The sequence below is a fragment of the Brevibacterium sp. RIT 803 genome (genome assembly GCF_016892625.1).
GTDB lineage: Bacteria > Actinomycetota > Actinomycetes > Actinomycetales > Brevibacteriaceae > Brevibacterium.
Genome location: NZ_JAFEMW010000004.1, coordinates 531,926 through 554,618, shown reverse-complemented (window position 1 = coordinate 554,618; position 22,693 = coordinate 531,926). Strand labels below are relative to the sequence as shown.

Sequence of the window (22,693 nt, the reverse complement as noted above, 5' to 3'; positions counted from 1 at the left end):
TCAAACGCGACTGGGAGCCCTCCTCGCCGTGTTTGACGTGACTGCGGTGTTCCTGCTCAACCTGACCTTCGACGTGCCCGTCATGCGGCTCTCCTGGCTCATAGGCTTGGGAGGGGGCCAGCCTTGTCGACTTCAACCTGCCAAGGCTCTTCCGCTTCCTCGTGTGCAAGCAGTCTGGATCGACCAGGGCACGGCTGATATCGACGAACCGCATCTTCCCGGCGATCACGGGTCAGTGACCGTTGGTCTGCAATACGAAGACGGGAATCCGGCGAGGTTTAACTCACCGGATTCCCGTCTTCACGCAGCTCCGACCCCTGATCCGGAACGAAGGTCATTCTTCGACCGCGACTTCAGTTGGGAACCACGCGTGCCGATCGATCGGTGATGGGCACGCGCTACCCGCAGATCAACGTCCGAAGAGCTTCGAGAACAGCCCCTTCTTCTTTTTCGGCTCCTCAGCGTTGGTCTGCAGCTCGTCCGGCTGGCGATCGCTGTCCTGCGCCTTGTCCGCCGATGAGGAAGCCGCGGGCTGTGGTTCGGAGACCGGCGGCTGCTCGGACCCGGTCTCAGCTGTGGGATGAGAAGAATCGGAGTCGCGCTGGTCACCCGGACCCGCCTCGGCGGGGGATGGGGTCGGGGCGGTCTCGTGGGAGGCATCGGTGGCGGACTCCGCTGGCGGCGACGCAGGTGTCGAATCCATCGATGAGGACGCGGCCGCACCTGCGTCGGAGGCAGCGGTCTCAGGAACTGGGTTCGGCGCAGGGGTGGCCGGCTGTGCGGCGGCGGTCTCGGCGGCAGGAGTCGCAACGGATTCTTGGTCTGTCAAGGAAGCCCCGGTGGCCTGTGCATACTGCTGGGCAGCCTCGCCCACGAGCGGTGCACCCATCTCGCAGTTGGAGATCCGGCGTTCCTCGTCAAAGGACAGGTCGGCCGAGCCATCGGCGAAGAGCAGACGCAGGCCGCCCTCGGGTAGCTCCGCGGTGGGGATGCCCCGCTTGCTCACATACGCCACAACGGCTGCGCGATGGTCAGTCACCGTTGTCTGTGTCAGCCCCTGCATCAGGGCGCGCACTGTGGTTTTGACCTGCGGCTCGGGAAGGGCGAGCTCCGGAGCATCGACAAGGAGCCAGACAGTCGTACCGGCCCCTGCTCCGGCCGGGTAGTGCGCCCATTTTCCGGTGATCTCCTTCGCTGCCAGGGTCAAGCGCAGCGCCAGCTCCTCATCGAGGGGGAGTTCCTCCGTGATCAGCTCAGCGACATCCTCGGCGGCGCCGAACTTGCGCACGTCGTGGGCGAGACCGACGACGGGCTCGGGGAACTCATTGATGTTCTCCCATCCCCACAGCCACGTGCTCTGCCCGCTGGACTCTGAGCCGAGCAGATGCGGGCGACCACGTAGGACAGTCCCTTCTGAGGAGGTGAAGGTCAGATGTGGGTCGGAGGTGAAATCGACCTCCCATTCGGCATCGGCGATGAGTGCGCCGAAGTGCGTCTGCATCTCTGTGGAGAAGAAGACGGCGCGATTGACGAGGTCCTGCAAAGTTGTGCTCATGATTTCAAGACTAGAGGTGTGCGCCCGATTATCGAGGAGGCACGCGGAGCCACCGTCCAGGTCGGAGCTGGTTTCGCCGGGTCGTGTCAGTGGCGTGTGGTGAACTGTGACGAATTGAGAGTCGGGTTCGACCTATTGCCAGGGAGGAGAATGTATGTAAGATTGTCTGTTGCGCTTTTGAATTTCTCAACGCCTTTTCGCGAACTACTCACATCTCTGGATGTCCACCGTGGCCCTATTACGCCTGTCCCTGAAATACGCTCGATCCTATTGGCTCTACATCGTCTTCGTCGTCGTCCTTCAACTGGCCGCGACCATCGCGGCTCTATTCCTGCCGAGCCTGAATGCGCAGATCATCGACCAGGGAGTCGCCAAGGGCGATACCGACTTCATCTGGTCGACTGGAATGACGATGATCATCGTCTGCCTTGTCCAGGTCGTCACCGCCGTGACTGCCATCTTCTTCGGTGCCCGCACGGGCATGGGCGTCGGACGCGACCTGCGTCGGGCCATCTACAGCAAGGTCGACGAGCTCTCGACGCTGGAAGTCGGCAAGTTCGGCAGCGCCACACTCATCACCCGTAACACCAACGACGTCCAACAGGTCCAGATGCTGGTGCTCATGACCCTGAACTTCATGGTCTCCACGCCGATCATGTGCATCGGTGGAATCATCATGGCACTGCGCGAGGACGTGGGGCTGTCCTGGCTGGTATGGGTGTCCGTGCCAGCGCTGTTCATCGTCGTCGGCATCCTCGTCTACCTGCTCATGCCGCTGTTCCGACGGATGCAGGAACAGGTCGATGACATCAACGGAGTCCTCCGCGAACAGATCACCGGCATCAGGGTCGTGCGTGCGTTCGTGCGCGAACCCTTCGAGGCCGACCGCTATGCCGACGCCAACCGGGCACTGACAGAGACCTCGGTCAAGGTCGGCAACCTCTTCGTGCTCATGTTCCCGGCGATCATGATGATCCTCCACCTCGCCACCGCCGCCGTGCTGTGGTTCGGCGGCCACCGAGTAGACGCAGGCCAGATGGAAGTCGGTTCACTCACAGCCTTCCTGCAGTACCTCCTGCAGATCCTCGTGGCCGTCATGATGGGTGTGTTCATGATGATGATGATTCCCCGCGCCGTCGTCTGCGCTGAGCGCATCTCCGAAGTCCTCGATTCCACCTCGTCCATGATCATCCCGAAGGGCGTCGACGAACTCCCGCGCCGAGGTGAGCTTGAGTTCCGCAATGTCACCTTCGGCTATCCCGGGGCCGAGGTCCCCGTTCTTGAGAACCTCAGCTTCACCGCACAGCCGGGCACGACGACTGCGATCATCGGCGCCACAGGTGCCGGCAAGTCCACCATCGTCAACCTCATCCCCCGTCTGCTCGACCCACAGACAGGAGACGTGCTCATCGACGGTGTTCCCGTCAGCGCATTCAACCGGCACCAGCTGGCACAGCTGGTGGGTCTGGTGCCGCAGAAGCCGTATCTGTTCTCCGGCACTATCGCCTCCAACCTTCGGTTCGGTAACGAGTTCGCCGATGACTCCGAACTGTGGGAGGCGCTGACGACGGCCCAGGCAACGGACTTTGTGACCGATAAGACCGATCAGCTTGAGGCAGTCGTCGCCCAGGGCGGAACGAACTTCTCCGGCGGACAGCGGCAACGGCTCTGCATCGCGAGAGCTCTGGCTGCCAAGCCGAAGATCTTCGTCTTCGATGACTCGTTCTCAGCTCTGGACGTCGCCACCGACGGCCGGCTGCGCAGCGCCCTGGAGCAGACTACCGCCGATTCGACAGTCGTGGTCGTGGCTCAGCGAGTCTCCACGATTCGAGATGCCGACCAGATCATCGTCCTCGACGAGGGCAAGATCGTCGGCCGGGGAACTCACGACGAACTTGTGGATGCGAATGAGACCTACCAGGAGATCGTCGAATCCCAGCTGGCCACGGAAGGGGTGAACTGACATGACGCACCAGGAGACCAACGAGTCAACGACGTCACACGCATCGGCGGCAACGACGACTGCCGACCCCGACACAGCGCAGGTCGCCGACGAGGACTACTTGCCGCAGGGCGGCGACGGGGACATGTTCGGCGACACCCCGGCGAGGAAGGCGAAGCACTTCTGGCCCTCGGTCAAACGACTGTTCGGACTGATGGCAACGGAGAAGCTCGGACTCGTCAACGTCGTCCTGCTCGTCATCGGTTCGGTCGTCCTCACCGTCATCGCACCGAAGGTCCTGGGCAAGGCGATGGACATCGTCTATTCAGGTGTCATCGGATCACAGCTGCCGGCCGGAGCCGACATCGACGACATCATCGCCGGTGCCCGCGCGGAAGGCAGAGACGACTTCGCCAATATGCTGGCCACCGCAGAGGTCGTTCCCGGCCAGGGCATCGACTTCACCGCTCTCGGCCAGATCATCATCATCGTCCTCCTCATGTACCTCGTGGCCTCGATGCTCATGTGGGCGCAGGGCTACATCCTCAACGCCCTCGTCATGCGGGTCGTCTACCGGCTCCGCGAAGATATCGAACGCACCATCAACAAGCTCCCGCTGCGATACTTCGACACCAGGCAGCGCGGCGACGTGATGTCGCGGGTGACCAACGACGTCGACAACATCCAGCAGGCACTGCAGCAGGCCTTCTCTCAACTCGTCCAGTCCGCACTGACTATTGTGGGAATCGGCGTGATGATGTTCATCGTGTCCTGGCAGCTGGCGCTGCTGGCACTCATCGCGCTTCCGCTTTCCGCGGTGATCGCCGGAGTCATCGGCACCCGGTCGCAGAAGATGTTCAAGGCACAGTGGAAACACACCGGCGAGGTCAACGGACACGTCGAAGAATCGTTCTCCGGCCTCGATGTGGTCCGGGCCTTCGGCCGCGACGAGATCATGCTCGAAGAGTTCGACCGTCGCAACGAGTCCCTGTACAAAGCCTCGGCAGGTGCGCAGTTCGTGTCGGGCATGATCATGCCGGCTATGCAGTTCGTGTCCTACCTCAGCTACGTGCTCATCGCCGTCGCAGGCGGTCTGAAAGTGGCCTCGGGGCAGATGACGTTGGGTGACGCGACCGCATTCATCCAGTACTCCCGTGAGTTCTCCCAGCCGATCTCCGAGATGGCCGGAGTGGCGAACATGCTGCAGTCCGGTGTCGCCTCGGCTGAGAGGACATTCGAACTGCTGGATGCCGAGGAGGAAGAACCCGACGACGCGCAGGAGACGCTGCCGCAGCGCACCCCGGGCCGGGTCGAGTTCTCCGAGGTCAGCTTCCGCTACACCGAGGACACCCCGCTCATCGAGAAGGTCTCGTTCACGGCAGAACCCGGTCACACAGTGGCCATCGTCGGACCGACCGGGGCAGGCAAGACCACCTTGGTCAACCTGGTGATGCGCTTCTACGAAATCACCGGCGGACACATCTACCTCGACGGCACCGACACCCAGGACCTGACCCGAGCAGACCTGCGATCCCACGTGGGCATGGTGCTCCAGGACGCATGGCTGTTCGAAGGCACCATTCGAGAGAACATCCGGTACGGCAGACTCGACGCGACCGACGACGAGGTCATGGCTGCTGCGCAGGCAACCATGGTCGATCGCTTCGTGCGACAGCTTCCCGATGGATACGACACGGTCATCGACTCCGACGGTGGCAGCGTCTCTGCCGGTGAACGCCAGCTCATCACGATCGCGCGGGCGTTCCTCGCCGACCCGTCGCTGCTCATCCTCGATGAGGCGACATCGTCGGTCGACACCCGTACCGAAGTTCTCGTCCAACAAGCCATGGCTGCTCTGAGAACGGACAGAACATCGTTTGTCATCGCACATCGCCTGTCGACGATCCGTGATGCCCACACCATTCTGGTGATGGAGGACGGAGCCATCGTCGAACACGGAAACCACGAGGAGCTGCTGAACGCGGAAGGAGCGTACTACCGCCTCTACATGTCACAGTTCCGCGGGGAGGATGCGGAGGAGCAATTCACCGCCGAAGTGCTCGCTGAGTCAGAGACCGAGATCGGAATCGTCGTCGAAGATCGTACGGACATGGACGGCGCTGACGAAGCCGATGCCGCTGACGACGCCGAGTCTGCGCAAGGAGGTCACCACAGCGGGCCGGCTCCGAGGGGGCTGAAGGGCGACATGGCCACGGACACCTGAACCCATTGCGACTGTTGACATGGTCGCAACTGGCGAATCGGCCCCCGCAGCTTCGGCTGTGGGGGTCGAAATCAATTCACCTCGAAAGTAACGATTATCGGCCGCAGGCACCTGCCCCTGCGCAATCGTGACATGGGACTCGACTCTGCTCTCACGCTGTCCGTGGTGCTGTATTGGGAGAGAAAGCCGTGGTGGGTGGAGGAACCACCACCGAGATAGGCAGCACGGGCCATTCTCCGCGCCGGGACGATGTCTCAAACGGATAAACATTCTGGAGTTTCTCAATCACATTTCCGTCATGAACTAAAAGACCAAAAGTCGCTACCTGCTAACTACGGACGTATGGTCCATTTCATCACCGATCAGGGCAGCCACGCAGATCTCTGGAAGGATCATCATGAAACGGCTGGCACTTGCAGCAAGCATCGCACTGGCGATCTCCACGCTCGGAGTCGGTCCGGCGGTCGCGAGCACATTGACGACAACTGAAGCACTGGCTGCGCAAAAGGGCACGGCGTCTCCGAACGAAGACGCCGCCGATCCCGGTGAAGCAGCCGATCCCGGCGTTGACACAGCCGCCCCGGGCACAGACATGAATGAAGCAGAGGATGATGCCGCGTCCACCAAGCCGCCAGCGGATGAGACAGCCGATCCGGATGCAGCCGAAGACGGAGCGGACAAGGACGGAGCCGCCGATCGTGCAGTGGAAACCGAGGCGATCGATGCCAGCTTCTCCCTCGAGAAGACAGAGATGACAGCCGAAGAGATCGGTGACCCCAATCAGGGCATCCGGTACACCATCGATTCCCTCAAAGCTGGGGACGTCGTCACCGCTGAGCCCGGTGAAGGCACCTCGACGACGGTCGAGAACGATGGTGCATTCACCGGGACGATCCTCGGCAACACAGAGCTCAAGACCGGTGACACGCTCGATGTCACACTCACCGTCAAGCGTGAGGGAGCGGATTCGAAGACCTTCAGCGGCAGCGTCGAGGTCGTGGCTCCCGATGGTGAGCAGCAGGAGGCAGACCTGACAGTTTCGCCGGAGACTCAGGACTTGGACGACTTCATGAACGACGGCGTCCAGATCACCCTCGTCAACTGCGTGATGGACGAAGAGGTCAATCTCCGCATCGCTCGCAAGGGCGACCCAGACACCACCATCTGGGAGGACTCGCAGATGGCCGGTGAAGATGCTGCAGGATCCACCAGGTTCATCCCCGGCGCGGGCGGTGGCGGCTGGGTCGGTGACTTCGTGGTCACAGGATCGTGCGGCGACAAGAGCGCGGAGACGACCTTCACTGTGACCGATGGTGACGGCGACGATGTGAACTCGGATCTCACCGTGTCGCCCAAGACTCAGGACCTGGAGGAGTTCCTCAACGACGGAGTCCATATGACAGTCGTCAACTGCCACGTGGACGAAGAGGTGACGTTCACCGTGAGCACCAAGAACGACCCCGACACCATCATCTGGGAAGCGACGCAGCAGGCCGGTGAAGACGCAGCCGGGCACGCGAAGTTCATGCCCCACGGAGAAGGTGGCAAGGCGTGGGTCGACGAGTACCTCGTCCTGGCTTCGTGTGGGAATCAGAGCGCAGAGACGACCTTCACCGTGACCGACGACGACACCGGCTCCGAAGCGAAGCTCTCCATCAATCCGGAGAAGATCTCTGCAGTCGACTTCATCAACCGAGACAAGGGAGTGACGATCACTGTCACCGAATGTGAACCTGGCAGCGAGGTCAAATTCGAGGTCTGGGGATTCGAACCCAGTGGGAAGCTCTACGAACAGAGCGCCGAGGCGAATGAGAACGCAGCGGCCTCGGTCCAGATCTACGGACTCGGCGACGATCCCGCACCCTACGTCGGCACCTACAAGGTGTTTGCGATGTGCGCGGATCAAACGGAGATGGAAGGCGAATTCCTCGTCGCCGGCAACGGTGGCGGCACAGATGGCGGCAACGGCGGCGAGGCCGGCGATGTGGACCCAGCGGACGATCCCGGCAACGCCGGCTCGATGCCGCGTACCGGTGCAGAAATCACCGGCCTCGGCGCAGGAGCAGTGTTGATCGTGGGAGGTGCTGCGACAGTTCTCTTCGCCCGCCGCCGCTCACAGCCCGGGCAGTGATCGGTGACCCGACGGGCTGGTGAATACCCATCCCGGCCCGTCGGTGCGAATCGACTCTGGCAGAAGGGCGTTCGGCCCCGGTGCACGGTCTCATCAGATCTGCAGATGAGCCAGGGGGCCGGGGTCGACTGCGTGCCATGACCCAAGCGGCGAACCTGTGTTGGCACCAACTCGCGGGCATGGCCTCTGAGTACCGTTGGACCCTTGTCGCACAGGGGACTGCGGTCATAGATTGACGCTTGTGGCGGCAAGGATGCTTCCACAAATATCCACCGCCGGTGCTTCTCTCGATGAGGTCCACCGGCACCGACAGAGGAGGAGACATGTCGAACCCCGGTCAGCCGATCATCGAAAAGGGGTCACAAGGTGACGCCGTGAAGAGGGCACAGCGAGCACTGCGCAGGGTGCCGGATCATTCAGTGGCGGTCGACGGAATATTCGGAGCCGCCACGGAAGAAGCAGTGAAGAACTTCCAGCGAGAAGCCGGGCTGGACGATGACGGCATCGTCGGGGACACGACCTGGGCCGCCCTGCCGGACGGCGGGCCGATGCCTGTGCTCAAGGAAGGTTCGACCCATAAAGCCGTCGCTGACCTGCAGGAAGTGTTGAAAAACGGCTCGGTTGAGGGAGACTGGACCTCACCCGGGGAGCCCGACGGCAACTTCGGAGCCGAGACGAAGGCTGCTGTGGAGGGCTTCCAGAAATGGGGCGAGGCCGAGGTTGACGGCGTCGTCGGAGACGAGACGTGGTCGGTCGAGATGCATGCGGCATCCGCGACTCTCGAAACGGCCGTCGGCCTCAAATGGGTTGAGGACTGACTCAGGTTCAGTCGGGAGCTGCTCGGCGACCCGAGACAGCCCATAACGATCGGATCGCGCGCGGCACGCGCCGACACCGATGCGTGACACTGAAACTGAGCACCAGCTGGACACCAACCGTGCCCGGTTCAGGTCCGTCGCCGGGCAGAAGCAGAGTTCCACCTCGTACTCACGACCGCTGGAACGCACTGAACAGGAACGACGATGTGCTTCGGACGGCTGTGCGAGCCAGCTCAGCTTCAGCAGTCTCAGCATCGACTCAGCTCAACGAACGAGCAAGTTTCGTTGTCATCACGGAGTGACAGATCTGTCATGACAGGCCTGTCATGACCACAACGAACACAACTCCACAACCGTCATCCACCCTTCGTAGTGTGACTGGCATAACCGAATATGGCTGTTACGACCCTTTGCTGCGAAAGAAGGATGATCACAATGAAGAAGCTCGCACTGGCAGCTTCCATCGCTCTTGGCCTCTCCGCCTTCGGAGTGGTACCGGCGACGGCCTCAGGACTCGGCACGACGATTCCGGGCTCCGCTCCGTCGGGCGAAGATGGCTCGAATCAGGATTCGGTGATGAAGGAAGCGGACTTGGCGTTGAAATACCGGGAGATGACGGCCCTCGAGGTCACCCACGGCAAGGGCATCGAGTTCACGATCGACGGGCTCAAGAAGGGAGACGAAGTCACCACGAGCCTGGACAACGAGCTGCGGACAGCGGAGAAGGACGGACCGTACGACGGGGCGGTTGTCATGGATGAGAAGCCCGACGATACGAACGTGAAGTTCACAGTTACGGTCGAACGCGGTGATGAGCCGGACCGCGTGTTTGACGCGCGCGTCCACATCATCGAGGGAGATCGGGGTGACTACGATGACGGCACTCTTGTGATGAACCCGGAATCGACGACGCTCGACGAGTCGCTCTACCAAGAGGGACTCAACCTGACGATGGTCAACTGCTCGAGCAAGGACGAAGTCCTGTTCCAGGTGTTCAAGAAGGACGAGGAAGGCAGGTCAAAGGTCTGGGAGAAGAGCCAGCTCGCCGGTGAAGACGAGTCCGCATCCGTGAGATACATGCCAAGGGACGGCATGCCCGACACGGGCAGATACGAGGCCGTCGCCACGTGCGGTGATCTCGAGGACACGGCATCAGTGACGGTCAACCCGACCGAACCGCAGGAGTGAGGTCACTCCGGCCGGCAACGAGGCACGAACTGCTGAGGGTCCCGAGGCGCGGCGTCATGCCAGACCTCGGGACCCATTCGTACACCGGTCTGTGAGCTCAGCCCCTGACCAGAGTGCGTACGGCCGAAGAGAAGAACCCCTGACCGTCGATGCCGCCGCCGTCTTCGGGTCCGAAACCTGCCTCGACAGCGTGTTCGGGGTGAGGCATGAGCCCCACGACGTTTCCGGCTTCATTCGTGATGCCGGCGATGTCACGCAGAGAACCGTTGGGGTTGAACCCCTGATAGCGGAAGACCACGCGGCCGGAGCCCTCGAGTTCGTCGAGAACCTCGTCGGTGGCAACGAACCCGCCTTCACCGTTCTTCAGCGGAATGCGAATGGTCTGCCCCTGTGAGTAGTCACCGGTCCAGGCAGTATTCGTGTTCTCCACGACCAGTTCCTGGTCACGGCAGATGAAATGCTGGTGGTCATTGCGGATGAGGGCGCCAGGCAGCAGGTGCGATTCGCACAGGATCTGGAATCCGTTGCAGATGCCCAGGACCGGCATTCCGGCGTTGGCGGCGGAGACGACGGCCTCCATGATCGGAGCGAAGCCCGCGATCGCGCCGCAGCGCAGGTAGTCCCCATAGGAGAACCCACCGGGCAGAATGACACCGTCGACACCGGCAAGAGTGGAATCGGCATGCCACAGGTTGACCGGCTTCGCCCCCGCAAGACGAACCGCACGTGCGGCATCACGATCGTCGAGGGTGCCGGGGAACGTCACTACACCGATCGAGATTCCGGACTCAGCACCCGCCTCGGCGATGGTTGGGTCGGTGACGACTGCGGTCATCAGGCTTCCTCGACGGCGCGAACGGCCACGACGTTCTCGATGACCGGGTTGGACAGGAGCTTCTCCGCCGCCTCACGAGCCTGCGCGAGAACCTCCTCGGTGACCTCACCCGCGACCTCGAGTTCGAAGCGCTTCCCCTGCCGGACCTCACCGAAACCGGTGAAGCCGAGTCGGGACATTCCACCGGAGATCGCCTTACCCTGAGGGTCAAGAATCTCGGGTTTGGGCATCACCTCAACGACGACACGTGCCATGCGTGTTCTGCTCCTTCAAGAAAGTGTTCGGGAGTTCCTCCCGCGCTCGCTGAAAGTCTATCAAGCGCGGAAGGAACTCCCGCCTTCGGTCCGAGCTGCGGACGCCACCGGTTGCCCGGACGCCACCGGTTGCCCGGACGCCACCGGTTGCGTCAGGAGTCGAAGCCCATGCCCACAGCATCGAGAGCTTTGAGCAGCGGACCTCGTCGGCCTTCGTTGTTGTCGGCTTTGATCATCGCATTCGTCGTCATCTGGATGCCCAGCCAGGCCACCGGTTCGGGCGGGAAGGGCAGTGGCAGCTTGCGCACCATCTCCAGCTGGGTCAGCTCGGTGTCCTGCCCGGACAGCAGGTCGAGCATGACCGTACCGGCGAATCGTGACGCGCCCACGCCCAGTCCGGTGAAGCCGGCGGCCATCGCGACCTTCTTGCCGTAGGCCGTGGTGAAGAAGGAGAAGAAGCGCGAGCAGGTGTCGATCGGCCCACCCCATTTGTGGCTGAACGTCAGATCAGACAGCTGGGGGAAGGTCTCGTAGAAGTGCTCGGCCAGGGTCTCGAAGGTCTCGGGGCGCTGGTCGTACTTCCACGACACCTGCCTCCCGTAGTGGTAGACGGCGTCCCATCCGCCGAAGAGGATGCGATTGTCGGCCGAGAGCCGGTAGTAGTGGAACCGGTTCGCGCAGTCGCCGATGCCCTGCCGTCCGCTCCAGCCGATGGACTCCAGCTGCTCATCGCTGAGCGGTTCGGTCATCAGGGCATAGTCGTAGACGGGGACGGTATGGAGACTGGCTCGCTTGAGCAGCGACGGGAAGACGTTCGTGGCCAAGGCAACGCGATCGGCTGTGATGATGCTGCAGGCAGCGGCTCTGCAGTCCTCCGAACTCTGGGCAGTCACCAGAGTCGTGATCTGGATCGTCGACTTCCGGTCACTGACATCCGTGACCTTCGTACCTTCGAAGACCTCGACGCCGAGCTCCCTGATGACCCGCAGCAGCTCCCAGCACAGCTTGGCAGGGTTGACCATGGCGACCTCGCGCGAGTCCCAGAGGGCGCCCTTGTAGGTCGGGGACTTCACGATCTGAGCCAGCTCTTGCTGGTTGTAGAAGATGAAACCGGCCTCTGGGTCATGTGCTTCTCGCAGCTCCTGGACCTGGTAGTCCTCGGTCGCGACGTCGAGTTCACCGGTGCGTTCGAACTCGACGTCCATGCCGTATCTGGTCACGGCCGCGCCGATCGCATCGAGGTTCTCCCGCCCCAACTGTGCCAGGCGTTCGTTCTCATTCGGCAGATGGGACTCACCGTTGTCATAGCCGTGGGTCAGGCTGGCCGCGCAGAACCCGCCGTTGCGGCCAGAGGCGGCCCAACCGATCGAATTGGCCTCGACCAGGACGACATGGCGCTTCGGGTCACGCTCCTTTGCCTGCAGTGCCGTCCACAGCCCGGTGAAACCACCCCCGACGATGACGAGATCGGCCTCAACGTCGTGAGTCAGCGGCGGCAGGGGATCCGGGCGCTGCGCGGAATCGAGCCAGAACGGCACGGTGGAGGCGTCGGCCAGTGCGGCATTGACGTCCATGTCATCTCTCCTTCTGTCTGACCGCATTCGTCTGCGGCCCGACGGCATTCATCTGCCAACTGTCGGCATTCGTATTCTGCTTTGCGGCAATCATTGCAGTGGTGGCAGCCCTCGAGTCCCAGGAGCCACCTCGGCGAGGCCGCCCGCCTGCTTCGGTGAGGGGGTCATCCGGCCATCGTCTTGATGATCTCTGTCGGACTTCCACCCGCCTTGCGCAATACGAAGCCGACGAAGGCCAAGGCCAGGAGGGTGAGGAAGAACATCAGGGTTGAGATCGCCGCGACTTCTGGACGCAGCGCCACCCTGACGGCAGAGAAGATGTAGACCGGCCACGGGGTGTAGCCGGGCTGCTGGACGAAGCTCGAGAGGATCGTGTTGTCGAGGCTGACCGTGAACGACATCAGCGCACCGGCGAGGATGCCGGGAGCCGCGATCGGCAAGGTGATGTCCTTGAACCGGTTCCACGGCGTCGCCCCCAGGTCCGCGGCTGCATCTTCGAGCTGGGTGTCGATGCCGGCCAGTCGGGCGCGCACGATGAACGTCACGATCGCCATGGAGAACATCGCGTGGGAGATGATGAGCCTGACCAGGCCGTTGTTCAGCGGTGTGATGCCCCAGTCGACCCCGACGGTGACGAACCACGGGAGGAACGAGATGCCGTCGACGATCTCAGGGGTGACTAGGGTGAGGCCCAGAATCGCGGTCAGGCCCAGCGCCCACCAGGCGCCCTTCGGTGCCCTGGCCAAAGCCACACCGCCGAGAGTGCCGAAGATCGTTGAGACGAGTGCGGCACCCACAGCGGCTTGGAGGCTCGTGACGACCGAGGAGATGATGATGTCGTTGTTGATCCCGGAGACATAGGCGTCGAGACCGAAGCCGCGGAAGTTCGCGAGCACCTTGCCGGTGTTGAACGAGTACGCGATGATGACTGCGATCGGGATGAACAGGTAGGCGAAGACCAGGATCCCCCAGACGTGGAGTCCGATGTCTGTCGGGGTTCGGCGGGCGAACGTATTCTTCTTCGACATCTTCTCAGGCCCTCCCATCTTTCAGCGGCACACTGTTCAGTCTGGCCGCGATTGTCTGCCCCAGTTTGAGCAGGCCGAATCCGACCCCGACGACCGCCAGAGTCGCGAGGATCAAGATCACCGCCATGGCCGCGCCGACCGCCCAGTTCTGGGCCGTGTTGAATTGGTTGGCGATGAGCTGCCCGATCATCGAACCACTGGCCCCGCCGAGGACGGTCGCCGTGACGTAGTCACCGTTGAGTGGGATGAACACGAGCAGGCAGCCCGAGACGACTCCTGGCATCGCCATCGGCAGCGTCACCCGCAGGAACGTCGTGACCTTGCCAGCGCCGAGGTCGTAGCTGGCTTCGCGCAGCTTCTGTCCCGAGGCATCGATGGCGACGAAGAGCGGCAGGATCATCAGCGGCAGATAGTTGTAGACGACGCCGATCTGGACCGCCGATCGCGTGTAGAGGATGTCGAGCGGTCCGTCGAGCATTCCCAGGCCCTGCATCCACTTCGAGAGGAATCCATCGGGGGAGAGCATGATCTGCCACCCCAGGGTGCGGACGAGGAAGTTCGTCCAGAACGGAACCATGACCAGGGCCAGCGCCAAGGATCTGCGGGCCGGCGACACCTTGATGGCCAACCAGTAGGCGAAGGGCAGGGAGATGATCAGACACAGGATAGTGCCGACGATGGAGATCCGCAGGGTCGCGAAGAACGTCGACACGAAGCTGGCCGACATGGCCTCGGGATACCGGTCGAAGGAGAGACGATCGGTGGCCACAGCCGTGAACTCGTCGGGTTTGTAGCCGAAGCTGTAGAAGATGACCAGCGCCACGGGAATGATGAAGAAGAACAGCGCATACGCCCAGGTTGGGAACGACATGGCCGAGGCGCCGAAGAACCTCGCGGACATGCCTCCTGGCTTCTTCGCGGGCGTTGATTTGGCTGCGTGCGTGCTCATGCTCCGCTCCTTGCCTGCGCATCGGCGTAGATCTTCGTGCGGATCTGATCGGCCGGGGTCTGCTTGCTGGGTTCAAGACGGTCGAGGACCTTCTGAGCTGGGAAGATGAGGTCCTGCTCGTCGAGATCGGCCTTCTTCGCCTGTTCCGCCAGGCCCTTCGTACCGATCGGGTAGCCGATGTAGTCGAGCTGTTCGACCGCGGTCTCGGGAGAGATCATCTGATTGATGAAGGCATGGGCGGAGTCGGGATGCTGAGCGCCGGTGGCGATGGCCCAGCAGTCCATCCACAGATTCGCCGAGGGAGTCGGGAACACGAACTTCCAGTTCTCCGGATCGGCTGCCTCGGACAGTCCCTGTCGGGCATCGCCGTTGAAGGCCTGCAGCAAGGTGAAGCTGCCCTGGATCATGCCCGTGGCGACATTGCCGATATAGGCTTTCGTGTTCGGTGCGAGCTTGTCGAGGACGATGCTGCGTGCCTCCTCGAGTTCTTTCTCGTCCTGGGTGTTGAGGCTGTAGCCCAGAGCCGCCAGGGCGATGGCTGAGACTTCCCACGGGTCCTCGAGCAGCGAGGTGGTCCCGGCCGCCTCCTTCTGTGCGGTGTCGATGAAGTCCTGCCAACTCGTCATCTCGTGAGTGATCTTCTTCGTGTTGTAGACGAAGCCCGTGGTCCCCCATGCCTTGCAGATCGAATACGTGTTGTCGGGATCGAAGTACTGGTGTGTGAAGTTCGGGTCCATGTGTGTGAAGTTCGGGATGAGATCGAGGTCGAGCTCCTGGAGCAGATCATGTTTGAGCATCTGCGGAATGTTCGATCCCGTCGGCACCACCACGTCATAGCCCGAGGTTCCGCGCGAGGTGGAGAGCTTCGCGATGAGCTCCTCGTTCGACCCGTAGGAGTCGACTTGGACGAGCACGTCGTTCTTCGCTTTGAATGCTTCGATGAGTTCAGGGTTGTCGTAGTCGCCCCAGGAGTAGAGGTTGAGCTTCGACTCGAGCTCACCGTCCGTGGGAGGTGAAGCGGCCATCGTCGTGTTGCGGCCACAGGCGCTCAGAGCGCCCAGACCGACGACACCGAACCCGGCTAGGAGCGCTCGCCTGCTCAGCCTCGTCGAGGCGGCCCGGGGCGCCAGGAAATGCACATCGGGGATCCTGCCCGCCATCTCAGACACCGCTCTCATAGTCATAGACGGCCACGTCGTCGGCATTCCAACTCAGATCCACCTCGGCGTCGGCGGCAAGCACGTCGTTGCCGGCGGCCGGCACCCGAGCCAGGAGCTCATCGTTGTCCCCGGCCACAAGCATGTACTGGATGACGTCGCCGAGAAATGACACCGACAGGATCCGACCACGAGCGGAGTTCGCGGCCAAGCCATCGGTCCCGGCAGGGGCGACGCGCATGCGCTCGGGACGAATGGCAGCGCGCACCTTGTCTCCGACGCTCAGCGTCGAAGCCGTCCCTGACGCCGAGGCGGGTCGGATGTCGAGGGTGGGCGTCTCCATGACTGCGTTCGCCGTTCTCAGCGTCGCGGTGGAACCGTTGATGTCGGTCACCTCGGCGGGGACGAAGTTCTGTTTGCCGATGAAGCCGGCCACGAAGCCGTTGACTGGATTGGCGTAGATGTCTTCGCCGGAGCCGATCTGCTGGATCACGCCGTTGTACATGACGACGATCCGGTCGCTCATCGCCAGCGCCTCGTCCTGATCGTGGGTGACGAAGACGAAGGTCGTGTCCAGGCGGGTGTGGAGGCGTTTGAGCTCGAGCTGCATCTCCTCACGCAGCTTCCGGTCCAGAGCTGACATCGGTTCGTCGAGGAGAAGGACCTGCGGACGGTTGACCAGGGCGCGGGCCAGCGCGATGCGCTGCTGCTGACCGCCGGAGAGCTGTTCGGGTTTGCGCCCGGCGAAGTCCTCCATCTGGACCAGGGCGAGAACCTCACGGACCCTCTCCGCGATCTCCGACTTCGGAGTCTTGGACTGTTTGAGGCCGTAGGCGATGTTGTCGGCGATGTTCATATGCGGGAAGAGCAGATAGGACTGGAACACCGTATTGACCGGCCGGCGGTGCGGCGGGAGGCTGACGATGTCCTGGCCCGAGAGCAGGATCGCGCCGTCGGTGGGGGCTTCGAAACCGGCGATCATGCGCAGCAGGGTCGTCTTGCCGCAGCCGGAGGGCCCCAGCAGTGAGAGGAACTCGCCCTTGCGCACCGACAGATCGAGCCTTTCGATCGCGGTGTTGTTGCCGAAGACCTTCTTCACCCCTTGGACTTCCAAGTGCTGAAGCTGTGTGGGCGTCGGTGCATCGGGAGTGGCTGTCGTGGTCATGATTGCCTTTCAGCGGCGATGGCGTCGTGGACGATGCGGCCGCCTGCGATCGTCATTTCGTTGTGCACCCAGGCGAGCCTGCCGGGGTCGAGGGTGAAGGGGTCGACGCTGGCCAGCGCGAGGTTCGCGATCTGGCCGGTGCGGATCGATCCGTTGGCTTCCGAGCGCAGCAGATGCGCGGAACCCGACGTGTAGGCTCGCAGCGCCGTCGACAGGTCGATGGCCTGCTCGGGCAGCAGCGGAGCCGGGTCGCCGGCGTCGGGATGTGAGCGGTTGACTGCCACGTGGATGGCCTCCCACGGGTTCGGCGTCGAGACCGGCCAATCCGACCCCATCGCCAAGTGTGTGCCGGCATCGGCGAAGGACTTGAACGGATAGAGCCAGCGGGAGCGTTCGGTCCCGAGGTAGGGGAGGTTGAGGTCGAGCAGCTGCTGGTCGTGGCAGGCCCACAGCGCCTGCAGGTTCGCGGTGATTCCGAGTTGAGCGAATCGGCCGATGTCGACGGGATCGACGACCTGAACGTGGGCGATGTGGTGTCGGCGAACGCTGTTCCCGATGGCTTCGAAGGCGTCGAGGGCCGCCTTGTTCGCCGCATCACCGATCGCATGGCAGTGGATGTCGAAGCCTGCCGCGTCGAGGGCGGCGAAGGCCCGGTGCAGGTGCTCACGGGTGAAGTAGCTGGTGCCGAATCCGCCGCAGGCGCAGCTGTATTCGGCACTCATCGCGGCGGTCCGGGATTCGACGATGCCGTCGAGCATGAACTTCACCGAGGTGGTGCGGAAGGCCCCGTGAGTTCGCCGCTGTTCGAGCAGGGCTGCGACCTGGGCATCGATGTCGTCGACGTCACGGGGCCACCACAGGCTACCGACAACCTCGGCGGTCAGATCGCCCGTGTCCTCTGCTTCGATGTAGGCGTCGAAGGGGGAGCGGTGGCCGGAGTAGTCGCCGACGATGGCGTCCATCCAGGCGGTGACGCCGAACGCATGGAGGGAGGACTGTCCGGCGAGGAGTCCGGCGCGGATGTCGGCGTCGGTGGCGGCCGGGACATGGACGGAGACGAGATCCATGGCCGATTCGTGCAGGCACCCGGTCGGTGCCCCCGCTTCGTCCTTCTCGATGACGCCATCGGGCGGGGTGGGTGTGGAGGCATCGAGACCGGCGAGATCCATGGCCCGCGTGTTCACCCACGCCGAGTGATGGTCCGCGCTGAGCAGGATGACGGGCCGGTCCGGGCTCAGCTCGTCGAGGATCACAGCGGTCGGTGCACCCCCGGGGAAGTCGGCCATCGACCAGCCGCCGCCGGTGACCCAACTGTCGTCTGTCGCGGTCACATAGTCGCGAATCGCCTCAAGCGAGGCCTCGAGGCCCTGTGCTTCGCTGAGATCGCAGGCCAGGGACTCCTGTCCGCCGAAGGTGGTGTGCACATGGGCGTCGACGAATCCGGGTGTGATCAGCTTTCCCGTGGCCGTGATGGTGCGTTCGGAAGGGTCCGCGGCCGCTCCGGTGCCGATCTCGGTGATGATTCCCTCGCGGATGCTGATGCGGTTCGCAGGCAGGACCGAGTGTCCGTCGAAGATGCTGACGTCGAGAACGTCGAGGTTCATGTTCCTCCCGACTTCCTTGTCGAAGGTGAGGCCGAGCGCGCTGGACGCACTTGGCAGGATGTCATTGTATGTCCACCGGGGCATCGGGCCACAGGGTTCGGGCTCGCTGTTATCCGTTCGTGCCCGAGCCCGTGACCGGCAGCCCGCGGCAGAATGTCAGGACGTGAAGATGGTGTCCTGCCATTCGTGGTGCGGATCCTCGTGTTGGTCGATGAAGACGTGCTTGACCTGCGTGTACTCATCGAACGAGTACTGGCTCATGTCCTTTCCGAATCCGGAGGCCTTGTATCCGCCGTGAGGCATGTCGGAGACGATCGGGATGTGCTCGTTGATCCACACGCATCCGGCTTCGATGTCGGCCGCGGCACGCAGCGTCCGGTTCGTGGTCGTCGTCCAGGCGCTCGCCGCCAACCCGTAGGGGGTGTCGTTGGCCAGTTCGATGGCCTCGTCATCGGTGTCGAAGGCGATCGCGACGAGGACGGGGCCGAAGATCTCCTCCCGCCACACCTCGGCGTCGGTGTCGATTCCGCTGATGAGGGTGGGTGCGTAGTACGCCGTTGAGTCGGTGTCCCCGGGCAGAGACTCGCCGAGGTGGTTCGTCGTCGGAATCTCGCCGCCGCAGTGGATCGTGGCCCCGGCGGTGCGGGCGCGGTCGACCATGTCGGCGACACGTGAGCGGTGGGTCAGCGAGATGAGGGAGCCCATGTCCGTGGCAGGGTTCGACGGGTTGCCCACGCGGACGCCGTCCATGAGTTCGGTGACGCGGGTTGTGAAGGCTTCGAAGTGTTCGCGGGCGACGATGGCCCTGGTCGCCGCGGTGCAGTCCTGGCCGGAGTTGATGAGCGACCCGGCCACGGCACCGCGGGCGGCGGCTTCGATGTCGGCATCGTCGAAGACGACGAACGGGGCCTTGCCGCCGAGTTCGAGGTGGACGCGAGAGCCCTTCGCCGCGGCGAGTTCCATGATGCGTCGGCCCACCTTCGTCGATCCTGTGAACGAGGACATGACGACATCGGGGTGGGTGATGAGTGCTTCGCCGGCCTCGAGCCCATCACCGGCGATGACGTTGATGACACCGGGGGCGAAGCCGGCGGCGGTGGCAGCCTCGGCGAGGATGAGTGAGGTTCCGGGAGTCATCTCCGAGGTCTTGAGCACGATCGTGTTGCCGGCTGCGACGGCGGGGAAGATCTTCCATGCGGCCATCTGCAGCGGGTAGTTCCACGGGGCGATGGAGCCGACCACGCCGAGGGGTTCGCGCCTGGTCATCGACGTCGACTTCTCCCAATAGGTGCCGGCGGCCAAACCGGTGAGCTGCCGGGCGGCCCCGGCGAAGAACTTCGCGTTGTCGATTGAGCCGGGCACATCGAATTCCTTGGCCAGGCGGATGGACTTGCCTGTCTGCTGCGACTCGAGTTCGGCGAGTTCGTCGGCGCGAGCCTCGAGCTGGGTGGCGAGGCCGAGCATCAGCTCCGCGCGCTCGCCAGGGGTGAGTGCTTTGAAGGCGGGATAGGCGGCCTTCGCCGAGGCGACGGCTTCATTGACATCCTCGGCGTTGGCGAGCGCGTACTCACCGATCGTCTCACCGGTGGCGGGGTTGATGAGGCTGAAGCTGTCACCGCTGCCTTCGTGATAGGTGCCGTTCCAATAATGCATGTCGTCACTTCCAACCGAGTTGCACGTCTGTGTGTGAGCCTGCGCGGACCAGTGTGGGCCTGATCACACAGAGTATCGGAATCAGTGGGTTGAATCCACCGATTCCGTTGTGTGAGACGGATTCGAGCTGAAAACAATTACCACCCAGCATATTCCCCTGCTGAATCAGTGGTCGCGCCTGCGATTTTCGCGCTATGTCGTTGCTTGCAGCCGGGGTCAGCACGCGCCTCGAGGCAACGCCGCACCGCCGACACCACTGTTCATGCAGTGTTGTATCGGCGGTGCGGCGTTGTCTCGGTGCGGCGGTGTGTCGGTGTGAGAGGCGGCCCGGCTGTGACCAGCCTCAGCCGGGGAACTTCTGGCCGGTGAGCTTCTCGAAGGCCTCGATGTAGCGGGCGCGGGTCTTGTCGACCACCTCGGCGGGAAGGGGCGGTGGGGGAGTGTCCGAGGACTTGTCCCAGCCGGACTCACCAGTCAGCCAGTCGCGGACGAACTGCTTGTCGAAGCTCGCCTGCGGCTGACCCGATTCGTAGCTCGCCGCATCCCAGAAGCGCGAGGAATCCGGGGTCAGCACCTCGTCGCCGAGGACCATCGTCCCGTCAGGCAGTGTCCCGAACTCGAACTTCGTGTCGGCGAGGATGATGCCGCGTTCACGGGCGATCGCTTCGGCCCGCTGGTAGATCTCGATCGTCAGGTCGCGGACCTTCTCGGCTGCCTCGGTGCCGATGGTCTCTGTGATCTGGGCGAAGCTGACGTTCTCGTCGTGGTCTCCCAGATCAGCCTTGGTCGCGGGCGTGAAGATCGCAGGCTCCAAGCGGTCGGCTTCGATGAGGCCCGCCGGCAGCTGGATTCCGCACACGGAGCCCGTGGCCTTGTAGTCAGCCATCCCGGAGCCGGTGAGGTAGCCGCGGGCCACGCATTCGATGGGCAGCATCGACAGGTTCTTGACGATGAGGCCGCGACCGGCCACTGCCTCAGGAACATCGGAGCTGATGACATGGTTGCCGATGACCTCGGAGAGCTGGTCGAACCACCACAGGCTCAGCCCGGTCAGCACCTTCCCCTTGTCCGGGATCTCGGAGTCGAGAACCCAGTCATAGGCGGAGATGCGATCCGAGGCGACCATGAGCAGCTGCTTCGCCGAAGCCGCATCGGCGGCCGTGTCGGGAATGTAGAGGTCGCGGACCTTGCCCGAGTAGACATGCGTCCACCCCGGAAGTTCGGGCGCCGTGGAGTCGAGCCCCGCCGCGGCCGTTGCCTCTTCGGGTGCAGGGTAGATGTCGGCCACGGTGATCTGCCCGCGAGCGGCCACCTCGGCGATGTCGGTGCGGTGCTGCTCACCGTCCCACTTGACCTCGTCCACAGCCGCGTAGGCCTTGGCCCGGGCTTCATGGAGTCCTGTGCCCAGCGAGACGACGGAGAGCACGCGTCCGCCGGCGGTGACGATGTCTCCGGTCTCGGCGACGTCCTCGGAGATGACGGTGTCCTCGGGGGCGAATCCGGCGCCCGTGTCTGTGGCACGAGCGGTCCCGGCGTGGAGGATGTGGACGTCCTCGAGCCCATCGGCCGTGTTGAGGCCGCGGATGATGTCGCCGGTGCGCGGTGTGTTCGGGTAGTTCTCGGCGGCCATGACCACGGTCACCGAGGTGCGCGGATCCCAGTCGAGTTCACCGACCTCGTCGAGGCGTCCCTCGGCGGCGGCGAGCATGGTCTGGCCCAGCGGGCTGCGCAGACGTGAGAGCACGGACTGGGTCTCTGGATCGCCGAAGCGGACGTTGAACTCGACGACCCGCATGCCCTTCGAGGTCAGGGCGAGCCCGCAGTAGAGAAGTCCGACGAACGGGGTGCCGCGGCGGGTCATCTCATCGACGACCGGCTGGGCGACTGTGTTGACGATGTCGTCGACCGTGCCGGCCGGGAGCCACGGCAGCGGTGAGTAGGCGCCCATGCCACCGGTGTTCGGGCCGCTGTCACCATCGCCGATGCGCTTGAAATCCTGAGCGGGAGCCAGCGGCAGAGTGTGCTGGCCGTCGCAGAGGACGAAGAGGGAGACCTCGGGGCCGTCGAGATAATCCTCGATGACGACCCTGTCTGAGACCTCGAGGCAGGAGCTGGCGTGGGCCAGGGCCTCGGCGCGGTCGGAGGTCACGACGACGCCCTTGCCCGCGGCCAGGCCATCGGCCTTGACCACGTACGGAGCACCGAAGTCATCCAGAGCGGCGGCCGCCTCTTCGGAGGTATAGGCGACCACGGTGCGTGCGGTGGGCACATTCGCGGACTCCATGACCTCCTTGGCGAACGCCTTCGAGCCTTCGAGGACCGCGGCCTGGGAACTGGGCCCGAAGACCGGGAACGAGGACTCACGCAGGGCGTCGGCGACCCCGGCGACCAGTGGCGCTTCGGGGCCGATGACCACGAGGTCGACGTCGAGTTCCTCCGCCAGTGCCGTGACTGCGGTGGAGTCGTTCATATCGACGGCTTCGGTGTGCGCGATCGCTGCGATTCCCGGGTTGCCGGGTGCGGCGATGACGGCGTCGACCTGGGGGTCGCGACTGAGAGCAAGGACGAGGGCGTGTTCGCGGGAGCCCGAACCGATGACAAGAACCTTCACCCCAC

The 22,693-nt window shown here is 63.5% G+C and carries 16 protein-coding genes and 1 pseudogene; 6 read left to right on the top strand and 11 right to left on the bottom strand.

The features are described 5' to 3' along the window. Positions 1–388: pseudogene (locus JTF07_RS15645) on the top strand (hypothetical protein); the annotation flags it as partial. 21 nt (positions 389–409) lie between these two features. On the opposite strand, the gene JTF07_RS15640 reads toward JTF07_RS15645, so the two are convergent. Then, the gene (locus JTF07_RS15640) at positions 410–1,555 is read right to left on the bottom strand and encodes a DUF6882 domain-containing protein (RefSeq protein WP_252199845.1); all 1,146 of its coding nucleotides are present in this window, start codon (positions 1,553–1,555) and stop codon (positions 410–412) included. 229 nt (positions 1,556–1,784) lie between these two features. Between JTF07_RS15640 and JTF07_RS15635 the strand changes: the two genes are divergently transcribed. The 5 genes from JTF07_RS15635 to JTF07_RS15615 all read left to right on the top strand — a co-directional run bounded on the left by JTF07_RS15635 (position 1,785) and on the right by JTF07_RS15615 (position 9,858). After that, a complete protein-coding gene (locus tag JTF07_RS15635) occupies positions 1,785–3,518 on the top strand; it encodes an ABC transporter ATP-binding protein (protein ID WP_204235162.1) in 1,734 nt (577 codons plus the stop codon). Position 3,519: 1 nt separating this feature from the next. Next, positions 3,520–5,721, top strand: a complete 2,202-nt coding sequence (locus JTF07_RS15630) for an ABC transporter ATP-binding protein (protein ID WP_502710967.1) — start codon at positions 3,520–3,522, stop codon at positions 5,719–5,721. Between the two features lie 397 nt (positions 5,722–6,118). Next, positions 6,119–7,852, top strand: coding sequence for a hypothetical protein (locus JTF07_RS15625; protein ID WP_204235115.1), 1,734 nt, complete (start codon positions 6,119–6,121; stop codon positions 7,850–7,852). Between the two features lie 323 nt (positions 7,853–8,175). Beyond that, positions 8,176–8,670 carry a peptidoglycan-binding domain-containing protein gene (locus JTF07_RS15620; protein ID WP_204235114.1) on the top strand — a complete coding sequence of 165 codons (495 nt, stop codon included), beginning with the start codon at positions 8,176–8,178 and terminating at the stop codon, positions 8,668–8,670. Between the two features lie 435 nt (positions 8,671–9,105). Beyond that, the gene (locus JTF07_RS15615; protein WP_204235113.1) at positions 9,106–9,858 is read left to right on the top strand and encodes a hypothetical protein; all 753 of its coding nucleotides are present in this window, start codon (positions 9,106–9,108) and stop codon (positions 9,856–9,858) included. A 97-nt stretch (positions 9,859–9,955) separates the two neighbouring features. Here the strand turns inward: JTF07_RS15615 and purQ are convergent, their stop codons facing one another. The 10 genes from purQ to purD form a co-directional block, all read right to left on the bottom strand. After that, entirely contained in the window at positions 9,956–10,693 is a 738-nt protein-coding gene (gene purQ, locus JTF07_RS15610; RefSeq protein ID WP_204235112.1) for a phosphoribosylformylglycinamidine synthase subunit PurQ, read from the bottom strand. Continuing rightward, a complete protein-coding gene (purS, locus tag JTF07_RS15605; protein WP_143922322.1) occupies positions 10,693–10,947 on the bottom strand; it encodes a phosphoribosylformylglycinamidine synthase subunit PurS in 255 nt (84 codons plus the stop codon). Before purS ends, purQ begins: the two co-directional genes overlap by 1 nt. A gap of 152 nt (positions 10,948–11,099) precedes the next feature. After that, positions 11,100–12,521, bottom strand: a complete 1,422-nt coding sequence (locus JTF07_RS15600) for an NAD(P)/FAD-dependent oxidoreductase (RefSeq protein WP_204235111.1) — start codon at positions 12,519–12,521, stop codon at positions 11,100–11,102. 164 nt (positions 12,522–12,685) lie between these two features. Beyond that, positions 12,686–13,549 (bottom strand): ABC transporter permease, encoded by an 864-nt coding sequence (locus JTF07_RS15595; RefSeq protein ID WP_204235110.1) that lies wholly within the window; start codon positions 13,547–13,549, stop codon positions 12,686–12,688. A gap of 4 nt (positions 13,550–13,553) precedes the next feature. Next, on the bottom strand, positions 13,554–14,498 hold the full coding sequence (locus JTF07_RS15590) for an ABC transporter permease (RefSeq protein ID WP_252199844.1): 945 nt from the start codon (positions 14,496–14,498) through the stop codon (positions 13,554–13,556). Next, positions 14,495–15,658: a polyamine ABC transporter substrate-binding protein gene (locus JTF07_RS15585; protein ID WP_252199864.1), complete on the bottom strand. Its 1,164-nt coding sequence runs from the start codon at positions 15,656–15,658 to the stop codon at positions 14,495–14,497. Before JTF07_RS15585 ends, JTF07_RS15590 begins: the two co-directional genes overlap by 4 nt. A 1-nt stretch (position 15,659) precedes the next feature. Beyond that, positions 15,660–16,820, bottom strand: a complete 1,161-nt coding sequence (locus JTF07_RS15580) for an ABC transporter ATP-binding protein (protein ID WP_204235108.1) — start codon at positions 16,818–16,820, stop codon at positions 15,660–15,662. After that, entirely contained in the window at positions 16,817–18,508 is a 1,692-nt protein-coding gene (locus tag JTF07_RS15575; protein ID WP_252199843.1) for an amidohydrolase, read from the bottom strand. The genes JTF07_RS15580 and JTF07_RS15575 overlap by 4 nt, the downstream gene beginning before the upstream one ends. 72 nt (positions 18,509–18,580) lie before the next feature. Continuing rightward, the gene (locus tag JTF07_RS15570; RefSeq protein ID WP_204235107.1) at positions 18,581–20,077 is read right to left on the bottom strand and encodes an aminobutyraldehyde dehydrogenase; all 1,497 of its coding nucleotides are present in this window, start codon (positions 20,075–20,077) and stop codon (positions 18,581–18,583) included. Between the two features lie 343 nt (positions 20,078–20,420). Further along, entirely contained in the window at positions 20,421–22,688 is a 2,268-nt protein-coding gene (purD, locus tag JTF07_RS15565; protein ID WP_204235106.1) for a phosphoribosylamine--glycine ligase, read from the bottom strand. Positions 22,689–22,693: the final 5 nt, after the last annotated feature.

Coding starts and splice junctions, on each gene's coding strand:
- purQ (WP_204235112.1), bottom strand. CDS start 10,693: ATGACCGCAGTCGTCACCGACCCAACCATCGCCGAGGCGGGTGCTGAG.
- JTF07_RS15570 (WP_204235107.1), bottom strand. CDS start 20,077: ATGCATTATTGGAACGGCACCTATCACGAAGGCAGCGGTGACAGCTTC.
- JTF07_RS15600 (WP_204235111.1), bottom strand. CDS start 12,521: ATGGACGTCAATGCCGCACTGGCCGACGCCTCCACCGTGCCGTTCTGG.
- JTF07_RS15580 (WP_204235108.1), bottom strand. CDS start 16,820: ATGACCACGACAGCCACTCCCGATGCACCGACGCCCACACAGCTTCAG.
- JTF07_RS15575 (WP_252199843.1), bottom strand. CDS start 18,508: ATGCCCCGGTGGACATACAATGACATCCTGCCAAGTGCGTCCAGCGCG.
- JTF07_RS15595 (WP_204235110.1), bottom strand. CDS start 13,549: ATGTCGAAGAAGAATACGTTCGCCCGCCGAACCCCGACAGACATCGGA.
- JTF07_RS15640 (WP_252199845.1), bottom strand. CDS start 1,555: ATGAGCACAACTTTGCAGGACCTCGTCAATCGCGCCGTCTTCTTCTCC.
- JTF07_RS15620 (WP_204235114.1), top strand. CDS start 8,176: ATGTCGAACCCCGGTCAGCCGATCATCGAAAAGGGGTCACAAGGTGAC.
- JTF07_RS15625 (WP_204235115.1), top strand. CDS start 6,119: ATGAAACGGCTGGCACTTGCAGCAAGCATCGCACTGGCGATCTCCACG.
- JTF07_RS15615 (WP_204235113.1), top strand. CDS start 9,106: ATGAAGAAGCTCGCACTGGCAGCTTCCATCGCTCTTGGCCTCTCCGCC.
- purS (WP_143922322.1), bottom strand. CDS start 10,947: ATGGCACGTGTCGTCGTTGAGGTGATGCCCAAACCCGAGATTCTTGAC.
- JTF07_RS15630 (WP_502710967.1), top strand. CDS start 3,520: ATGACGCACCAGGAGACCAACGAGTCAACGACGTCACACGCATCGGCG.
- JTF07_RS15590 (WP_252199844.1), bottom strand. CDS start 14,498: ATGAGCACGCACGCAGCCAAATCAACGCCCGCGAAGAAGCCAGGAGGC.
- JTF07_RS15585 (WP_252199864.1), bottom strand. CDS start 15,658: ATGGCGGGCAGGATCCCCGATGTGCATTTCCTGGCGCCCCGGGCCGCC.